This is a genomic window from Agrobacterium sp. SORGH_AS 787 (assembly GCF_030819035.1).
In the GTDB taxonomy this organism is placed as follows: Bacteria; Pseudomonadota; Alphaproteobacteria; order Rhizobiales; family Rhizobiaceae; genus Agrobacterium; species Agrobacterium larrymoorei_B.
The window spans coordinates 1,293,385-1,308,134 of sequence record NZ_JAUTBG010000001.1; the positions used below are offsets into that span (position 1 = coordinate 1,293,385).

At 57.3% G+C, this 14,750-nt stretch carries 15 protein-coding genes; 11 read left to right on the forward strand and 4 right to left on the reverse strand.

Going from position 1 to position 14,750, the window contains the following annotated elements:
* Positions 1 to 483: 483 nt before the first annotated feature.
* From QE435_RS05640 to QE435_RS05650, 3 genes are all read left to right on the forward strand, one after another.
* The gene (locus tag QE435_RS05640; protein ID WP_349040559.1) at positions 484 to 1,101 is read left to right on the forward strand and encodes a helix-turn-helix domain-containing protein; all 618 of its coding nucleotides are present in this window, start codon (positions 484 to 486) and stop codon (positions 1,099 to 1,101) included.
* Between the two features lie 201 nt (positions 1,102 to 1,302).
* Positions 1,303 to 3,216 (forward strand): molecular chaperone DnaK, encoded by a 1,914-nt coding sequence (gene dnaK / locus QE435_RS05645; RefSeq protein WP_349040560.1) that lies wholly within the window; start codon positions 1,303 to 1,305, stop codon positions 3,214 to 3,216.
* Positions 3,209 to 3,796, forward strand: coding sequence for a nucleotide exchange factor GrpE (locus QE435_RS05650; RefSeq protein WP_349040561.1), 588 nt, complete (start codon positions 3,209 to 3,211; stop codon positions 3,794 to 3,796). The genes dnaK and QE435_RS05650 overlap by 8 nt, the downstream gene beginning before the upstream one ends.
* A gap of 88 nt (positions 3,797 to 3,884) precedes the next feature.
* Here QE435_RS05650 and QE435_RS05655 read toward each other — a convergent pair whose 3' ends face one another.
* Positions 3,885 to 4,238 carry a chaperone modulator CbpM gene (locus tag QE435_RS05655; RefSeq protein WP_349040562.1) on the reverse strand — a complete coding sequence of 118 codons (354 nt, stop codon included), beginning with the start codon at positions 4,236 to 4,238 and terminating at the stop codon, positions 3,885 to 3,887.
* Positions 4,239 to 5,156, reverse strand: coding sequence for a J domain-containing protein (locus tag QE435_RS05660; RefSeq protein ID WP_349040563.1), 918 nt, complete (start codon positions 5,154 to 5,156; stop codon positions 4,239 to 4,241).
* Positions 5,157 to 5,340: 184 nt separating this feature from the next.
* Here QE435_RS05660 and QE435_RS05665 point away from each other — a divergent pair, with 184 nt between their 5' ends.
* The 8 genes from QE435_RS05665 (at position 5,341) to QE435_RS05700 (ending at position 11,902) form a co-directional block, all read left to right on the forward strand.
* Entirely contained in the window at positions 5,341 to 5,781 is a 441-nt protein-coding gene (locus tag QE435_RS05665; protein ID WP_306928766.1) for an Hsp20/alpha crystallin family protein, read from the forward strand.
* A gap of 12 nt (positions 5,782 to 5,793) precedes the next feature.
* Positions 5,794 to 6,177, forward strand: coding sequence for an Hsp20/alpha crystallin family protein (locus QE435_RS05670; protein ID WP_349040564.1), 384 nt, complete (start codon positions 5,794 to 5,796; stop codon positions 6,175 to 6,177).
* 13 nt (positions 6,178 to 6,190) lie between these two features.
* Complete coding sequence (locus QE435_RS05675; protein ID WP_349040565.1) at positions 6,191 to 6,694, forward strand: Hsp20/alpha crystallin family protein; 504 nt, start codon at positions 6,191 to 6,193, stop codon at positions 6,692 to 6,694.
* 213 nt (positions 6,695 to 6,907) lie between these two features.
* A complete protein-coding gene (locus tag QE435_RS05680) occupies positions 6,908 to 7,561 on the forward strand; it encodes a BON domain-containing protein (RefSeq protein ID WP_306928760.1) in 654 nt (217 codons plus the stop codon).
* A gap of 356 nt (positions 7,562 to 7,917) precedes the next feature.
* Entirely contained in the window at positions 7,918 to 9,630 is a 1,713-nt protein-coding gene (locus QE435_RS05685; protein WP_349040566.1) for a cation:proton antiporter, read from the forward strand.
* Between the two features lie 558 nt (positions 9,631 to 10,188).
* Complete coding sequence (locus QE435_RS05690; protein WP_349040567.1) at positions 10,189 to 10,869, forward strand: HdeD family acid-resistance protein; 681 nt, start codon at positions 10,189 to 10,191, stop codon at positions 10,867 to 10,869.
* A gap of 12 nt (positions 10,870 to 10,881) precedes the next feature.
* Positions 10,882 to 11,385 carry a redoxin domain-containing protein gene (locus QE435_RS05695; protein WP_349040568.1) on the forward strand — a complete coding sequence of 168 codons (504 nt, stop codon included), beginning with the start codon at positions 10,882 to 10,884 and terminating at the stop codon, positions 11,383 to 11,385.
* Positions 11,360 to 11,902, forward strand: coding sequence for a DsbA family protein (locus QE435_RS05700; protein WP_349040569.1), 543 nt, complete (start codon positions 11,360 to 11,362; stop codon positions 11,900 to 11,902). Before QE435_RS05695 ends, QE435_RS05700 begins: the two co-directional genes overlap by 26 nt.
* 166 nt (positions 11,903 to 12,068) lie before the next feature.
* Here QE435_RS05700 and QE435_RS05705 read toward each other — a convergent pair whose 3' ends face one another.
* Together QE435_RS05705 and QE435_RS05710 are read right to left on the reverse strand one after the other, a co-directional pair.
* Positions 12,069 to 12,692, reverse strand: a complete 624-nt coding sequence (locus tag QE435_RS05705) for a response regulator (RefSeq protein WP_306928753.1) — start codon at positions 12,690 to 12,692, stop codon at positions 12,069 to 12,071.
* Position 12,693: 1 nt separating this feature from the next.
* Complete coding sequence (locus QE435_RS05710) at positions 12,694 to 14,397, reverse strand: ATP-binding protein (RefSeq protein ID WP_349040570.1); 1,704 nt, start codon at positions 14,395 to 14,397, stop codon at positions 12,694 to 12,696.
* Between the last annotated feature and the right edge of the window lie 353 nt (positions 14,398 to 14,750).

A 14,750-nucleotide genomic window follows, 5' to 3' on the forward strand; every position in this document is an offset into this window, starting at 1 on the left:
TGGAGATATCGTGATGATCGACAGTTCTTGTGTCCACGTTCACCAACAGGGTGCCAACGCTAAAATGGATGGACCTGCTGGTCCTTGCAGGGGACGTTCCCGCCGCGGCTTGACGGCGATGCCCATGCTCTTATCGATGTAGACGGCAGGGCCGGTTTAGCGGGAACTCAGGGTCGGTCAGGCTGTCGATGCACCTATTGCCGAAAGGCTGCTGAGCAACTTCCGGCCCGTCGCAACGTTCCTTGCCGACAAGGCATACGACATCGATGCAATTCGCGACGTTGCCAGGCAACGCAAATGCTGGGCGAAGCCGACCCTGTCACGGCTCTTTGCGTGATTCTACCATACGTGGACTCCACGAATTCTAATCTGAGCGGGTCTGGCCAATGCTCCTTTGACGCTCACGTGAGTTGGCGAGGAGGGCCCGCTATGGTTGACTTGTCCGAAACTTCAATCGATCCACGAGGCTTGGCTGGAGTGCCGATGCCTGAGCCAGCGCAACTCCGCTCTCTTGCACATCTTCGTCGCTTCCATCGCGAGCAGGAAATCTATCGACAGGAAGAGCGCAGCGAGACTTGGTATCGTATAGTGTCAGGCTCCGCCCGCAAGTATCTGATAAGCGCCGACGGGCGCCGACGGCTCGTCGACATTTTCGTGCCAGGAGATCTTTTCGGTTTTACATCGCGGCTTCATCATAGATTTGCCGTTCAGGCCGTAGCGGACGAAACATTGGTCGCCTGCTACCCTCGCCAGCGCGTGGAGGCTCTAGCGAAGGAAGACAAGGAGACTGCCGTCGAAATCAACCGGCACGTCTTCGAAGCGCTGGAACGCATGCAGGAGCATCTGTTGGTAATCAGCACCATGACCGCAAAGGAAAAGGTCAGGGAATTTCTGACCTACTTTCATCATAGGCTTTCAGCAAGTGACGAGGACAGTCTCTCATTACCAATCACGCGCTACGACATTGCTGACATGCTTGGTATCTCTGCCGAGACAGTCTGCAGAGCCTTCACCGACTTGCAGGAACATGGAGTGATCTCACTGCATGGCCCGCGCCAAATCGTGATCAACAGGACACAAGTGGCGACAAGAAAGCCGTGAAAGATGCTGCGAGCTTATGCTCGCCGAGCCGACCCCTTCCTTCTTCCACGAAAAGAGGTGCCGCCCCCCGGGAGAGGCTTCGAGCGTCTGGTCTCATAGGAATGTGAAACTGACGGGCATCAAGGTCGGCAGTCCTTTTACAGGCGAGACTTCGGACGTGGCGCGGCAGTCGCGTTGCCCTCAACATTGGGAGCTAAGAACATGGCAGGCAAGGTAATCGGCATCGATCTGGGTACGACAAATTCTTGCGTCGCAGTGATGGAAGGCGCGCAGGCTAAAATCATCGAGAATGCCGAGGGCGGTCGGACCACCCCCTCTATTGTGGCGTTTGCCAAAGACGGCGAAATTCTCGTCGGGCAGCCGGCAAAACGACAGGCCGTCACCAACCCCGAGAATACGATTTTTGCCATTAAGCGACTGATCGGCCGGCGGTACGATGATCCGATGGTGGAAAAGGACATGAAGCTGGTCCCTTACAAGATCGTCAAAGGCGATAACGGCGATGCGTGGATCGAGGTCGCGGGAAAGACATATAGCCCAAGCCAGATCAGCTCCCATATTCTGCTGAAGATGAAGGAAACAGCGGAAGCCTATCTGGGCAGCAAGGTCAGCCAGGCTGTCATCACCGTACCCGCTTACTTCAACGACAGCCAACGACAGGCCACAAAGGATGCCGGAAAGATCGCGGGGCTGGAGGTTCTGCGCATCATCAACGAACCCACCGCTGCCGCACTGGCCTATGGGCTGGACAAAAAAGATGGCAGAAAGATCGCCGTCTACGATCTTGGTGGTGGCACATTCGATATCTCCCTTCTCGATATCGGCGATGGCGTATTCGAAGTCAGGGCGACCAATGGCGATACGTTTCTGGGCGGCGAGGACTTCGACAAACGGATCGTAGACTGGCTGTCGGACGAATTTCAAAAGGAACAGGGAATAGATCTCCGTAAAGATCGCCTGGCGTTGCAGCGGCTTAGAGAGGCAGCAGAGAAAGCCAAGATCGAACTTTCTTCGACTTTGGAGACCACAGTCAGCTTGCCCTTCATCACCGCGGACCAGAATGGCCCAAAACATCTGGAGATCAAGCTCAGGCGGGGCAAGCTCGAGGATCTGGTCGACGACCTCATCCGCCGCACCGAGAAACCGTGCAGGGCGGCGATGAAGGATGCCAAAATAAAGCGCGAGGACATTAATGAAGCGGTTCTTGTCGGTGGCATGACGCGCATGCCAAAGGTGCAGGAAACCGTCTCGGATATCTTCGGCAGAGAGCCGAACAAGAGCGTCAACCCGGACGAGGTGGTGGCGATCGGTGCCGCCATCCAGGCGGGGGTACTGCAGGGCGAAGTCAAGGATGTGCTGCTGCTCGACGTGACCCCGCTGTCGTTGGGTATCGAAACGCTTGGCGGCGTGTTCACGCGGTTGATCGAGCGCAACACCACTATTCCGGCGAAGAAGAGCCAGGTATTCTCCACAGCGGAAGACAATCAGAACGCCGTGACGATCCGCGTCTTCCAGGGCGAGCGGGAAATGGCTGCCGACAATAAATTGCTCGGCCAGTTCGATCTGGTGGGAATTCCGCCCGCGCCGCGTGGCGTGCCGCAGATCGAGGTGACCTTTGACATTGACGCCAACGGCATCGTGAATGTCACGGCAAAAGACAAGACCACCGGCAAGGAACAACAAATCAAGATCCAGGCGTCCGGTGGACTCTCTCAGGCCGATATTGACCGCATGGTCAAGGAGGCTGAGGCAAATGCCGAGGCAGATAAAAAGAGGCGCGCTTTGGTCGAGGCGCGCAATCAGGCCGATGCGCAGATCGGCATCAGCCAGAAAGCGCTGGACGAAGCAAAGGAAAAGTCTTCACCGGCTGACGGTACCCCGGTTCAAAAAGCGATCGAAGAACTACAGTCGTCGATTGCAGGTGACTCCGTGGACGAGATACAGGCCAAGACGAAGGCCCTCAATATCGCTTCCGTTAATTTTGGAGCCAAGGTGCATGAAGCATCCGGCGCATCGTCTTCTGGAGCCAGCGACGCGTCGGATGGCGCATCGAGCGAGGATGTCGTGGACGCTGATTTCGATGAAGTCGACAGCAAGGACGAGCACCATGGCTGACGCGGACCCTCGGAAAGAGGACGAGCCGAACGTGGCAAGATCGGACCCAACTGGCCAGACGACGGGTGCTGGATCTGAGCCCGACACGGGCTCAGAGGCATCCCTGCAGGCCGAACTGGCTGATGTGAAGGACAAATTGTTGCGGGCGCTCGCCGAGCAGCAGAACATCCGGCAGAAGATGCAACGAGAGCGTGATGAGGCCGTCAAGTTTGCGGCCTCGCAATTGGCGGGAGACCTGCTGGACACGCTCGACAATCTCCGACGTGCGATTGACAGCGTTCCGAAGGGGACTTCTGACCACGACACCGTCGGCCCGATCCTAAAAGGCGTGGAGGTGACGGAATCCAATCTGCTATCCACGCTTTCCCGCCATGGATTGCAACGTATCGATCCGCTCGGCGCGGCTTTCGATCCGCACGTTCATCACGCGGTTCGCGAGCACACCGATGCGACCGCCGAGGAAGGCACTGTTGTTGAGGTGTTGCAGCCGGGCTATCTGCTCCACGGCCGGCTGCTCAGGCCTGCGATGGTTGGTGTTGCGATCAAGGGACAGCAAAAGAATGGAACCGCGATGCAATGAACAGGCTGAGCTACCCGGCGCGACGTGGTTGTGGCGGGTTTTGTTGTCGGTGATCTTGGAACCCAAGGCTTGCGCGTCTTGAATTGTTTCATCGACGCGGACGCGATCTCAGATGCGCAAGTCTCCTGCGCTTTTGGACCTCCGCGACGATACGACGCCGAATGATAAGGGGCTGTCCTTCCAATGTGTCGATCAGATCGCCGACGGCGTGGCGTAGGCTGTAAAGCTGGTCAAGCAGGGCAAGCACGGCCTCCACGCCGTCATCATTGATGCCCATTTCATTTGTTAGATCGGCTATCAATTCGGCTCTTGCCTGATCGACGTCCCGGAAGGTTTCCTGCCCGTCGATCATCAAAGGCGATATCCAGCCTCGCTCCGTCAAGGCGCGCAACTGAGCGATATCGATTTGAAGGTTATGTGCAAATTCTTCTTGATTCATCATCTACACTCCCATCCTGTCTCGAGGATTATAGACTTTGCCGGCCGACCAGTGGGCGACGAACGTCTTCAACTCGGCGTCCGGACTTTCGGGGAGCATGATTTTCAGCAAGGCATAGACATCGCCCCGAGAGCCTTTTGGGCGAGCCACGCCCTTTCCCTTGATGCGCAGAATCCGTCCACTGGACGAATTCTCCGGTATGGTCGCAACCACGGGTCCGGCAGGTGTCGGCACTTTAACCTTGCCACCGAGGACGGCTTCGCCAAGCGTGATCGGGAGGTCCAGATGAATGTCATCACCCTCGCACCGATAGAAAGGATGAGGGCGAACGTGAACCTCAATCAGAGCGTCACCGGCTTCCGCCCCACCTACGCCGGCGTGGCCCTTGCCACGCAGCCTGAGGGTCTGCCCGTTTCGGGTGCCTGGGGGGATGTGGATGTCCACCATCTCGCCGTCTGATAGCTTGACCTGGCGTGTGCTGCCGTTGACCGCATCGAGAAAGTCGATCTCCATTGAGTACCGGACGTTGGCACCGGGCACGCGGAAACCCCGCCGCTCTTGACGAGAGAAAAATTCGGCAAAGATGTCGCCGCCGGCCGAATCCGCGAAGCCATCGCCATCGTCGTAGGACCCACCAGCCGTGCCGGCATCGGCAAAGTCACGATAGTATCGCCGTTCTTGCCTTTGCGTGCCCGTCGAATCGATCTCGCCATTATCAAATTTGCGGCGTTTTTCTTCGTCGCGCAGAATCTCGTAGGCTGCCGACAGTGCTTTGAAATCCTGTTCAGCCTGTTTGTTTCCGGGGTTGAGATCGGGATGGAGCTTTTTTGCCTTGCGGCGATAGGCCGACTGGATATCGCTCTGCGAGGCATCGCGCTTGACGCCGAGGGTTGCATATGGATCGCCATTGGTTATCGGCATCTTCGCTGCCCCGCCCTTCGTAAACGTCCCCTCGTCGGGGAGGCCGCTGGAGATTTTTGCCAGGACCCCAAAACAAATACACGAATTTTAAGGCCTGAAACTGACGGTCATCAATGTGACCTGCGCATCGCGGATGCACCTTTGAAGACCTGGACGTTGTTCCTATTCAAGAAGGGAGATCGGCATGCAGCCTAACATCGAAAACACGGGGCGATGGTTCGACCCGCTCCGCCAGGTGCGTTCCGCGCAAGGCAACATGAGTCGTCTGTTTGACAATTTCCGGCTGGCGGATGGACCCGAATTACCCTTGATGAATGTCTGGGCCGGAACCAATGGAGCGGTGATCACAGCCGAGATACCCGGCGTGTCGCCGCAGGATCTCGACGTCGCGGTCCATTACAACACCGTTACCTTGAGTGGCAGGCGAGCGATGGAACCCTTGGCGGAGGATGCTGTCATTCATCGCCAGGAACGCGTCACCGGTGCCTTTGCCCGGAACCTGATATTGCCGTTCCGGGTCGACGGCGAACGGGCGACCGCGACTTTTAAGGACGGCGTGCTCCGGCTCGATCTACCCCGTCCAGATGCGGATAGGCCACACAAGATCACCGTCAGCCGGTCCTGAGGAGAAACCACAATGACCGATCACCAACTCAACGGCACAGCATCTGCAGAAGGCACCCGTGCCGGACCTGTCTTCAACCCGCCAACCGATATCATCGAAGACAAGTCTGGCGTTCATCTCATACTCGACATGCCGGGCGCGGATCCGGAGAGTCTTGATGTCACGCTCGACCAGCGTGTCCTGCGAATCTCCGCTCGATCGGTTTCCACTGCGCCTGAAGGTTATGCGCTGGTGCATGCGGAGTATCGTGATGGGAGCTATGAGCGCAGCTTTACAGTCTCCGAGCCTATCGATACCGCGAAGATCGAGGCCGTTTTCAAGGACGGCATTCTTCGGCTGACACTGCCTAAAGCCGCGCCATCCCCCGCTGCCAAGATAAGCGTCAAAGCGGGATGATGGAGGACATGCAATGAAAATCACAGATCTCGTTCCCTGGCGAGGCTCCGGCCGCGACGTTACCGCCCGCTCTGCACCGATAGACCCGATGTCGGGGCTGCAAACGGAAGTTGAGCGCGCTTTCGACAATTTTTGGCGCGCCATTTCCTATCCGTTCGCCGCTATCGATCGGACGTCTCATCTGGACGACGTTCGTGTCGATGTCGTTGATAACGGCAAAGAGGTCAAAGTCACCGCAGAATTGCCGGGCATCAGCGAAGCCGACATAGATGTGTCGATCAGCAACGGTCTGTTGACGATCCGTGGCGAGAAGAAGTCGGAGTATGAACTCGAGGAAAATAGCGTTCTCGTCAAAGAGCGAGCGTATGGCACCGTCGAGCGAACGATAACGCTTCCCGACGGCATCATTGCTGACGCGGCCACGGCCACATTCAGGAACGGCGTGCTAACCCTCACCATACCAAAGTCCACGGAGCCACAGGCTAAGGCCCGCCGCGTTTCAGTCCAGGCGGGTTAATTCATCTCTCCCTATGAAACGCCCCCGTTGCCCGCGACCGCCCACGGTTGCGGGCTTTCTTGTTTTACGAGCGAGCGAATGTCTTCAACGGGATTCCCGGCAAAGCTGATGACCGTCAAGGCCGAACCACCATAGGCGAGCTAGCTTCTGGATGCTGCGTACGAAGGAAGCCTTCGACGTGTAGCTTCATCACTCACAGCGGAGGATCGCGACATGACAACAGACAGTGACATCAAGCGAGACGTGGAAAGCGAACTCAAATGGGATCCGGATATCGATGCTTCAGATGTCGGGGTTGCAGTGAAAAACGGGGTGGTCACGCTGAGCGGCTTTGTGCGCAGCTTCACCCAGAAGTATGAGGCGGAGAAAGCGGCGAAAAGGGTTAGGGGCGTTCTCGGCGTCGCCAACGATATCGAAGTCCGGTTGCCTTCGATCCACGAAAGACCCGATCCCGAAATTGCGCGCTCCGCCGTCGAAGCGCTCAAGTATGAACTGCCTTACTCGCACGAAAACATCAAAGTCGTCGTCAAAAACGGCTGGGTGACCCTCGAAGGCAATGTCGAGTGGGAATATCAACGCAATCGGGCCGAGGTCGCTGTGCGAAAGGTCAAGGGTGTGCGGGGTATCTCCAACCTGGTCACACTGAAGCCGCGCGCCACTCCAACAGAGATCAAATCGAAGATCGAGGATGCTCTGAAACGAATGGTTGAGGTCGATGCGAACCGGGTGACCGTAACCGCCAGCGGCGGGGAGGTGACCCTCACAGGCACCGTTCGTTCGTGGGCGGAACGGCAGGAAGCCGAGCGCGCAGCTTGGCGTGCGCCTGGCGTCACCAAGGTGGACAACCGAATTACCATCTCGCCGTGATCAATCACCGTTGATATCAGCCGGGCTATTGCTTGGCCCGGCTGTGATCCTTCGAGAGGAGTTGGTCGCTTGATCCCTCAGGAAAGTCCGGGAACTGATCGGCAAGAGGAGATGGATCTGGACCGGGTTGGTCTGGCCGGAATCAGCTCATGTCTCCCGAGTGATCTTCGTTCGCGCAACGCCCCACATCTTGGCCTGCCTCGAAGACCTGCGAGTTCAGATTTCCCTGAAATGGCCAGTTGCCGGGAGAATGGTCCTTGCGCTGACCCTTCCGAAGGGCGTCAGCGTGCCAGGAAGGAATCTGGTCCGGACGTTCAGTTGCCATGTCGTATCCGCCGCAGAGACCCGAGGCCGAAATGCACGATTTGCTAGCCCGGACACTTATCCTCATCGTTGCATCGGGATTTGCGGTTGGTCTTCTAAGCCTCCTTCGGATGCCAGCCGCCACAGGCTATCTTCTTGTCGGTGTGGCGCTCGGGCCGCATGGCCTCGGCGTTTTCGGTTCGGCGGAGGATACACGGTTTCTAGCGGAACTTGGCCTGATCTTTCTCATGTTCATGGTCGGCCTCGAATTCTCTGTTCCCACCGTTATTCGCGCGCGATGGGATGTGCTTGGTGCTGGCAGCCTGCAGGTTGGCATGACGATCGCTTTCGTGGCCACCGGGCTGTTCCTGAGCGGCGTAGCGTTACAGCCGGCAATTATCATAGGCGGCGCCATCGCGATGTCGTCGACAGCCATCGCCCTTAAGCAACTCGCTGAGCAGGGCGAAATGACCAGTCGGCACGGACGGCTGGCGCTTGGAATATTGCTGTTCCAAGACCTGGCAACACTCCCCTTTCTCATCCTGGCGGACGCTTTGTCGCAAGGCGAAACCCTGGAGCCCATGGCATTTCTCAAACAAATTTCAGTTGCAACCGGTGCGCTGCTCGCGGCAGCCGTCATCGCGCGGCCTTTGATCCGCTTCGGGTTCTCGTGGGTTCTCAGGTCACGTTCCGCCGACCTCTTCCTTTTGTGGGTGCTGATGAGCGCGATAGGCACCGCCTATCTCGTTCACCTTGCAGGTCTTGCTCCTGCGATCGGAGCGTTTGTCGCGGGCATCGTCATCGGTGAGAGCGAATTTCGCCATCGCGTCGAGGAGGACATCCGGCCGTTTCGCGACGTTTTGGTCGGGCTGTTCTTTATCACCGTGGGCATGGGTATCGACCTGTCGGCAATACCGAGATTTCCCCTCTCGATCATCCTTTGGGTGCTGGTTTTTGTTCCCGTAAAGGTGCTGCTGACCTTTGTGACAGGACTGATCGCCGGGGCGCCCCGCGAGGCAGCGGCAAGGACCGCTGTTATTCTCGCGCATGGCGGCGAGTTTGGATTACTGCTTATGTCGCTTGCGCTTCAGTCCGGCGTTATATCGCCGGAACTGGGGCAGCCGATACTGATTGCTCTTGCCCTCACGATGGGTGTTGCCCCGCTCATCATCCAGCGCAACCACTGGGCCGGTTGGCCATTCGGTCGTCGAGATCGTCGCATCGCCGCAACGGAAGCTTTGATCCGCGCCCATAGCTTTGGCCTCCGGGATCACGTCATCTTGTGTGGTTGTGGTCGTGTTGGTCGCCTCGTCGCAACGGTCCTGGAATCGGCGGAGGTCCCTTACGTGGCGATTGAGATGGATCTGCCGCGGTTTCGGACTGCCCAGCGGAAATCTCAAAAGGTCGTATTCGGCGACGCAGGACATCGACGCATTCTCGAGGCGGCAGGGCTGGATCAAGCCGTTCTGGTTGTCATTACGTTCGATCATCAAGGCACGGTGAAACGCATCCTGCATCAAGTGAAGGCTCTTGAAAGGGCTCCAGCGTCGCTCGTATCAACGGCTGATGACCTCGACATAGCGGACTTTGCCAAACTCAACGCGACTGCGGTGTTTCCGGAAAATCTAGCCGCTGGTCTTGCTCTTGCCGACCGGGCTTTGCTGCTGTGCGGCAAAACGAAGGATGACGCGACCCGCGTCGTAGACACAGTTAGGGTGGAACTGGTGCAGGGACAGACGAGGGAAGACGGCATAAGCGCCCGTTGACCCAGGTGCCGAAACAACCTGAAAGATCGAGGCGTCTCTCAACCGCGCCTTGCCGATGGTGTAGCCGAACCGGAGACATAATTTTGTTTTCGCGCAGGATGGTTCTGTCACGTTTGCCGCTTTGAACGTTTTTGCGGCGATCACGGTCGCAACGCTCATCCCGCCGGAAAGGGCGCGGATGCGTCGAGGGCGCACGCGTCGGAACGTCCTTGTGGTCCGCCAGAAAAGCAAGAAGATGGATGTCGCTCCACTCAAGCTGCCTTGCTGGCACCAAGTCATGCGCGGCTGAGTTCTTTGCGGCGTGAGCTCAACTTTTCGTCTGGAAGTGGCGATACGCCTGCCAATGCGGACAGCGATCAAGCTCAGCTTTCCAGCCCTTTACAGAACGACCAGCGGCCACGGGCGAGGCGCAGGCGACTTATTCACTGCGGAGATTCCCAGGTGTGGCATTTCGGCTTCCTCCTCTGCCGATCAACACAACGCTACCGGTGAACTAAAAACTGACGATCATCACGGCTCGCCCGGCACAACTACCCTATCCTTTATGGCGTGTCGTGCATGCCAGCACGCGCTGTCAGCGCCAACTGGTTACTTAAATCCCGGACGCGAACGGAGAACACTATGATTATCGCATCGCCCGATAGCCGCAAATTTGAGTCGATGAATGACATGCTCGCAAGAAACTGGTGGGCAGTCGCGTTGCAGGGCGTTGTCGCGATCCTGTTCGGCATCGCCGTTTTCGCGATGCCGTTTATCACGATGCTCTCATTTGTGATGGTTTTCGCCGTGTTCAGTTTTATCGACGGGATCTTCGGGATCGTTGCATCGATACGCGGTGCGCGAAGAGGAGAGCGCTGGATCTGGCTGCTGCTCAGCGGCATCCTTGGTGTCGCCGCCAGTGCGGTCGCGATCTTGTGGCCCGGTATTACAATCTTGGCGTTCGTCATTCTCCTCGCCTCACGGGCGATGGTATCTGGCACCTTCATGCTGATCTCGGCTTATCGGCTCAAGATCGATCACGGTCGCGTCTGGCTGGTGGTTGGCGGCATCGCGAGCGTCGTCTTCGGAGTTCTGCTGATCTTCTGGCCTTTTGTCGGGGCCCTCGTGCTGACTTTCTGGACCGGCGCACACGCCGTTGTTCTAGGGGCGACACTGCTGGCTCTGGCCTACAAGCTGAGATCTCAAAGCGTCGGCCTGCAAGGCGATCTCGCTCATTCCACCACGGGAATAACAGAGTGACAGGAGCAACATATGTCGGAGATTCTTTCACGGGGAACAAAGGCGCCCGCTTTTGCCTTACGCGTAACGCCGGATCAAACCCTCTCGCTGTCCGAGTTTACGGGCCGGCGCGTGATCCTGGCCTTCTATCCCGCAGATTGGAGCCCAGTTTGCGGGGACCAGATGACCCTCTACAATCACGTGCTTTCCGAATTTCGAAACAAGGGCGCGTCCCTACTGGGCATATCTGTCGATAGCGCCTGGTGTCACCAGGCCTTCGCTCGGGATCGGAACCTCCATTTCCCGTTGCTGTCGGATTTTCACCCCAAGGCGCAGGTGGCTCAGGCCTATGGCGTCTATCGCGATGACGTCGGCGAATGCGCTCGAGCCCTTTTTATCGTTGACGAGAACGGCACGATCGCGTGGAGCTATTTGTCGCCGGTCGCGGTCAATCCCGGAGCGGATGTCATTCTTGACGCGCTCGATCAGATGCCAAACCTGGAGCAAAAAAATGTCGACGCTCAAAGTTCCCGTTAATGCGCGCGATCACAAGCGTGGTGGTGAAAGCGCAAGCGTCACGCTCGTGGAGTATGGCGACTACCAGTGTCCCTTCTGCGCTCTCGCTAATCCCGTCGTCCGATCCTTGGAGAGCCTGTATGGTCAGAAGCTGTGTGTCGTCTTTCGGCATTTCCCATTGGTCGAGGTTCATCCTTTCGCAGCGTCATCAGCCGAGGCGACGGAGTATGCCGGCGATCAAGGCGTGTTTTGGGACATGCATGATGCGATTTTTTTGAACCAGCACCGGCTTAGCATGCAACTTCTTTTTGCCATTGCCGGAACATTGAAGCTGTCGCAGATCGCACTTCGCGAGTCGATCGCTCGGTCGATGCACGCCGACAAAATTCAGGCTGACTTCATTGGTGGTGTCCGCAGCGGTGTCAACGGAACGCCGACATTCTTTGTGAACGGCTTGCGACACCAAGGCGGATTCAGCGCACGCGAGCTTGGTATGTCAATACAGGAAGCGATGGATGCTTCGCCGTCCGCCGCCTGAGTCGACTCTGTACGACTCGTGCCGCAGATCCCGGAACTCGCGGCCTGTTGCCGAAGTGCCTGTTGCCGAAGTGATGGGGTGATCCAGGTGTCGCGGCTGTTTCGGCGTGCAGCATGATAAGTGTAGCGGCCCGCGGGCTAGCCTCTACCGGTGCCGCAGGTGCCATTCACCCACCCTCTGCCAGGCTTGCGAGAACTGAAAGTTTGACCGCTTGGCCCAGTTGACGCACGCCCAAACGTTCCATCATGCGTGAGCGGTGAACCTCGACGGTGCGCACACTGATGCCGAGCCTGAAGGCGATGACCTTGTTTGGCTGCCCGGCGACCAGTGCTTCCAGAACTTCCCGCTCCCGTGGACTGAGCGTCCCTATTAGCACAGCCGCGGCAGCGATATCTTCTGTCCGACCCTTCATGCCGATGCCACGCAACGCGGATTCAATAGCCGAAATGAGAGTCTCGTCAGAACATGGCTTCTCGATGAAGTCTACTGCTCCTGCCTTCATCGCACGGACAGCACTTTGGACATCACCTTCAGCCGTTATTACGATGACCGGCAAACCAGGGTTGATCAACAGCAGGCGAGCCTGAACCTCGAAGCCATCCATCTCAGGCATGCGAAGATCCAGCAGAACGCAGCCTAAAGCCAAATCTTCCGCCACACCGAGAAATGCCTTGGGCGTCGCGTAGGAAGTCACCCGGAAACCAACTGCGTCCAGCAGGCGCTCCAGCGAACGACGTACCGCTGGGTCGTCATCAACAACATAAACGAAAGGAGACGTACCTACCTCCATTTCATTGCTCCCGTGGGAAAGTGAAGTTTATACGAAAGATCGCTCCGCCTCCGAGGTTAGGCTCATATTGCAGCGTGCCGCCGTGAGCTTCGACGATTATGCGGCAGATCGACAACCCCAAGCCCATCCCGTCCGGTTTCGTTGTGTGGAAGGGTTCGAAAAGATGCTCGGCAATCTCATCCGGAACACCGGGTCCGCAATCTGCCACCGAGATCTCAATCGTTTCCTCGTCGAGCCGTGATGTCGAGACCACCAACTCGCGTCGCTCACTCTCCACCATTGCCTCATGCGCATTGCGTATCAAGTTGAGCATGACCTGTTGGAGTTGAACTCGGTTCCCCAATACCGCATCGGCGCGCGGGTCAAATTTCAGCTTGGTGCGTACCCCGTGTGTTCCGCTTCCCATGGAAGCGAGGGCGCTGGCTTCGCGGATCAAGTCAGGGAGTTTTTCTATCCGCATTTCCGTCTCGCCCCGCTTAACGAACTCTCTGAGGCGGCGGACGATCTCGCCGGCGCGCAGTGCCTGGGCTGAAGCCTCATGGAGCACTTCTTGCACCGACTCCACCGTATGCGTGTTTTTTGAGATCATGTGGCGTCCAGCGTTGACCAAGTTTGTCAGCGCGGTGAGCGGTTGATTCAATTCATGCGCCAATGCGCCAGCCATTTGCCCTACTGCACTGAGGCGGGACGCATGAAGGAGCTCTAGCTGCAGTTCCTGAGCGCGGACATCTGCAAGCGCGTGTTCAGCGGCTTCAAAGGTTAGCCGTTTAAGCGCTTCTGCCAACTCCGAGTTACGTTCGGACACCCGCTGCTCAAGTAACACGTTCAGGCGTTGAAGGTTCTTATCTACTTTTTTTTGCCCTCTTAGATCGCGGCTGACTGTCGCCATATTTGTAGGACGGCCCGTAAGCAAATCGTCGATGCGGAACCAATCTACCAAAAAAGGGATGTCTTCTCCTGTTTTGAAGTGTCGGAAATTGAGCTCTCCAAGCCAGCGACCAGTCTCCATAACCTGTGGCAGCAACTTGCGGCGCGCCCGGCTTTGCTGATCTGGAGTTATGAAATCGATGATGTTGAGATGCCGTGCTTCCTGGGGGCCAGAGAGCCCCAGCAGTTCGCAGCCAGCCTTGTTCAGATAGTCAACACTGCCTTCTAACCGGACAAAGCCAACGAGTTCGGAAGATCGCTCCACAAGGCTCGCCATACGCAGTTGCTGGGCATCCGCATATCCGCGCTCAATAGCCAGTGTCGCATGGCTTGCGGCAATTTCGAGAAGCAGCCGATGGGCATCGCTTGGAAAATGAGGATGGAGGGAGCCTGCAACAATCCCCGCATTTTCGCCAAAGCCTATCGGAGCGCTGGCGAAATGCAATTCGCCATTCCCAAAGGTATTGCCGATCCCGAATGCCTGCTTGCGCTTGTCCAGCCAGGCACCACGAACGATGGTTTTGATGCGATCGATCGCTTCGGCAGAGCTTACGAAGCTCGTTCGTATCACTTCCACGGGGGCGTCATCGCCCAGCCCCGGTGAGGACACATAGATGATGTCGGCATTGAGCATGGAAATCAATGCGGCGGCCACACTCTCAGCAGTTTGCTGCGAGTTGTAGTCTTTCCAGCTTGTCGGCAGAGTCGAAAGGGCGACAAGATCGCGAATGCAATGCTTGAGCTCTTGTGGTTCGAAAAGCCCATTGACCCTTAACATGTCGCCTGATCCAAATACAGGACGCACTTCTAAACTTGACCGGCTGCGCAAATACTGAAGCAAAGCAACATGAGCGCATCTCCGGAATTAGCGCCTGCCAGCAAGCCGTCCATTGGGTCGGAACTTTTCATGATGCCGCCGGTGCAATTTCCGATGTTTTCCAAATGCAGAGGTCGACAGACCGCCTAGCAACCACATCTTGGAGACTATACACTACGCGCTTCGATTGCCCATACGTTATTTTAGGACCGGCAGGCGGGCCAGCGAACGTGGTGAATTCCTGAGTGTCTGGTTCTCGAGCGAAATCTGGAGCCTGCTCCGCACGTAAACTTAATTACAGCTTTCCGCCGGCG

What these genes read in the sequence shown, in the direction of transcription:
- QE435_RS05640 (WP_349040559.1), top strand. Translation starts at nt 484, where the DNA reads ATGCCTGAGCCAGCGCAACTCCGCTCTCTTGCACATCTTCGTCGCTTC.
- dnaK (WP_349040560.1), top strand. Translation starts at nt 1,303, where the DNA reads ATGGCAGGCAAGGTAATCGGCATCGATCTGGGTACGACAAATTCTTGC.
- QE435_RS05650 (WP_349040561.1), top strand. Translation starts at nt 3,209, where the DNA reads ATGGCTGACGCGGACCCTCGGAAAGAGGACGAGCCGAACGTGGCAAGA.
- QE435_RS05655 (WP_349040562.1), bottom strand. Translation starts at nt 4,238, where the DNA reads ATGATGAATCAAGAAGAATTTGCACATAACCTTCAAATCGATATCGCT.
- QE435_RS05660 (WP_349040563.1), bottom strand. Translation starts at nt 5,156, where the DNA reads ATGCCGATAACCAATGGCGATCCATATGCAACCCTCGGCGTCAAGCGC.
- QE435_RS05665 (WP_306928766.1), top strand. Translation starts at nt 5,341, where the DNA reads ATGCAGCCTAACATCGAAAACACGGGGCGATGGTTCGACCCGCTCCGC.
- QE435_RS05670 (WP_349040564.1), top strand. Translation starts at nt 5,794, where the DNA reads ATGACCGATCACCAACTCAACGGCACAGCATCTGCAGAAGGCACCCGT.
- QE435_RS05675 (WP_349040565.1), top strand. Translation starts at nt 6,191, where the DNA reads ATGAAAATCACAGATCTCGTTCCCTGGCGAGGCTCCGGCCGCGACGTT.
- QE435_RS05680 (WP_306928760.1), top strand. Translation starts at nt 6,908, where the DNA reads ATGACAACAGACAGTGACATCAAGCGAGACGTGGAAAGCGAACTCAAA.
- QE435_RS05685 (WP_349040566.1), top strand. Translation starts at nt 7,918, where the DNA reads ATGCACGATTTGCTAGCCCGGACACTTATCCTCATCGTTGCATCGGGA.
- QE435_RS05690 (WP_349040567.1), top strand. Translation starts at nt 10,189, where the DNA reads ATGCCAGCACGCGCTGTCAGCGCCAACTGGTTACTTAAATCCCGGACG.
- QE435_RS05695 (WP_349040568.1), top strand. Translation starts at nt 10,882, where the DNA reads ATGTCGGAGATTCTTTCACGGGGAACAAAGGCGCCCGCTTTTGCCTTA.
- QE435_RS05700 (WP_349040569.1), top strand. Translation starts at nt 11,360, where the DNA reads ATGTCGACGCTCAAAGTTCCCGTTAATGCGCGCGATCACAAGCGTGGT.
- QE435_RS05705 (WP_306928753.1), bottom strand. Translation starts at nt 12,692, where the DNA reads ATGGAGGTAGGTACGTCTCCTTTCGTTTATGTTGTTGATGACGACCCA.
- QE435_RS05710 (WP_349040570.1), bottom strand. Translation starts at nt 14,397, where the DNA reads ATGTTAAGGGTCAATGGGCTTTTCGAACCACAAGAGCTCAAGCATTGC.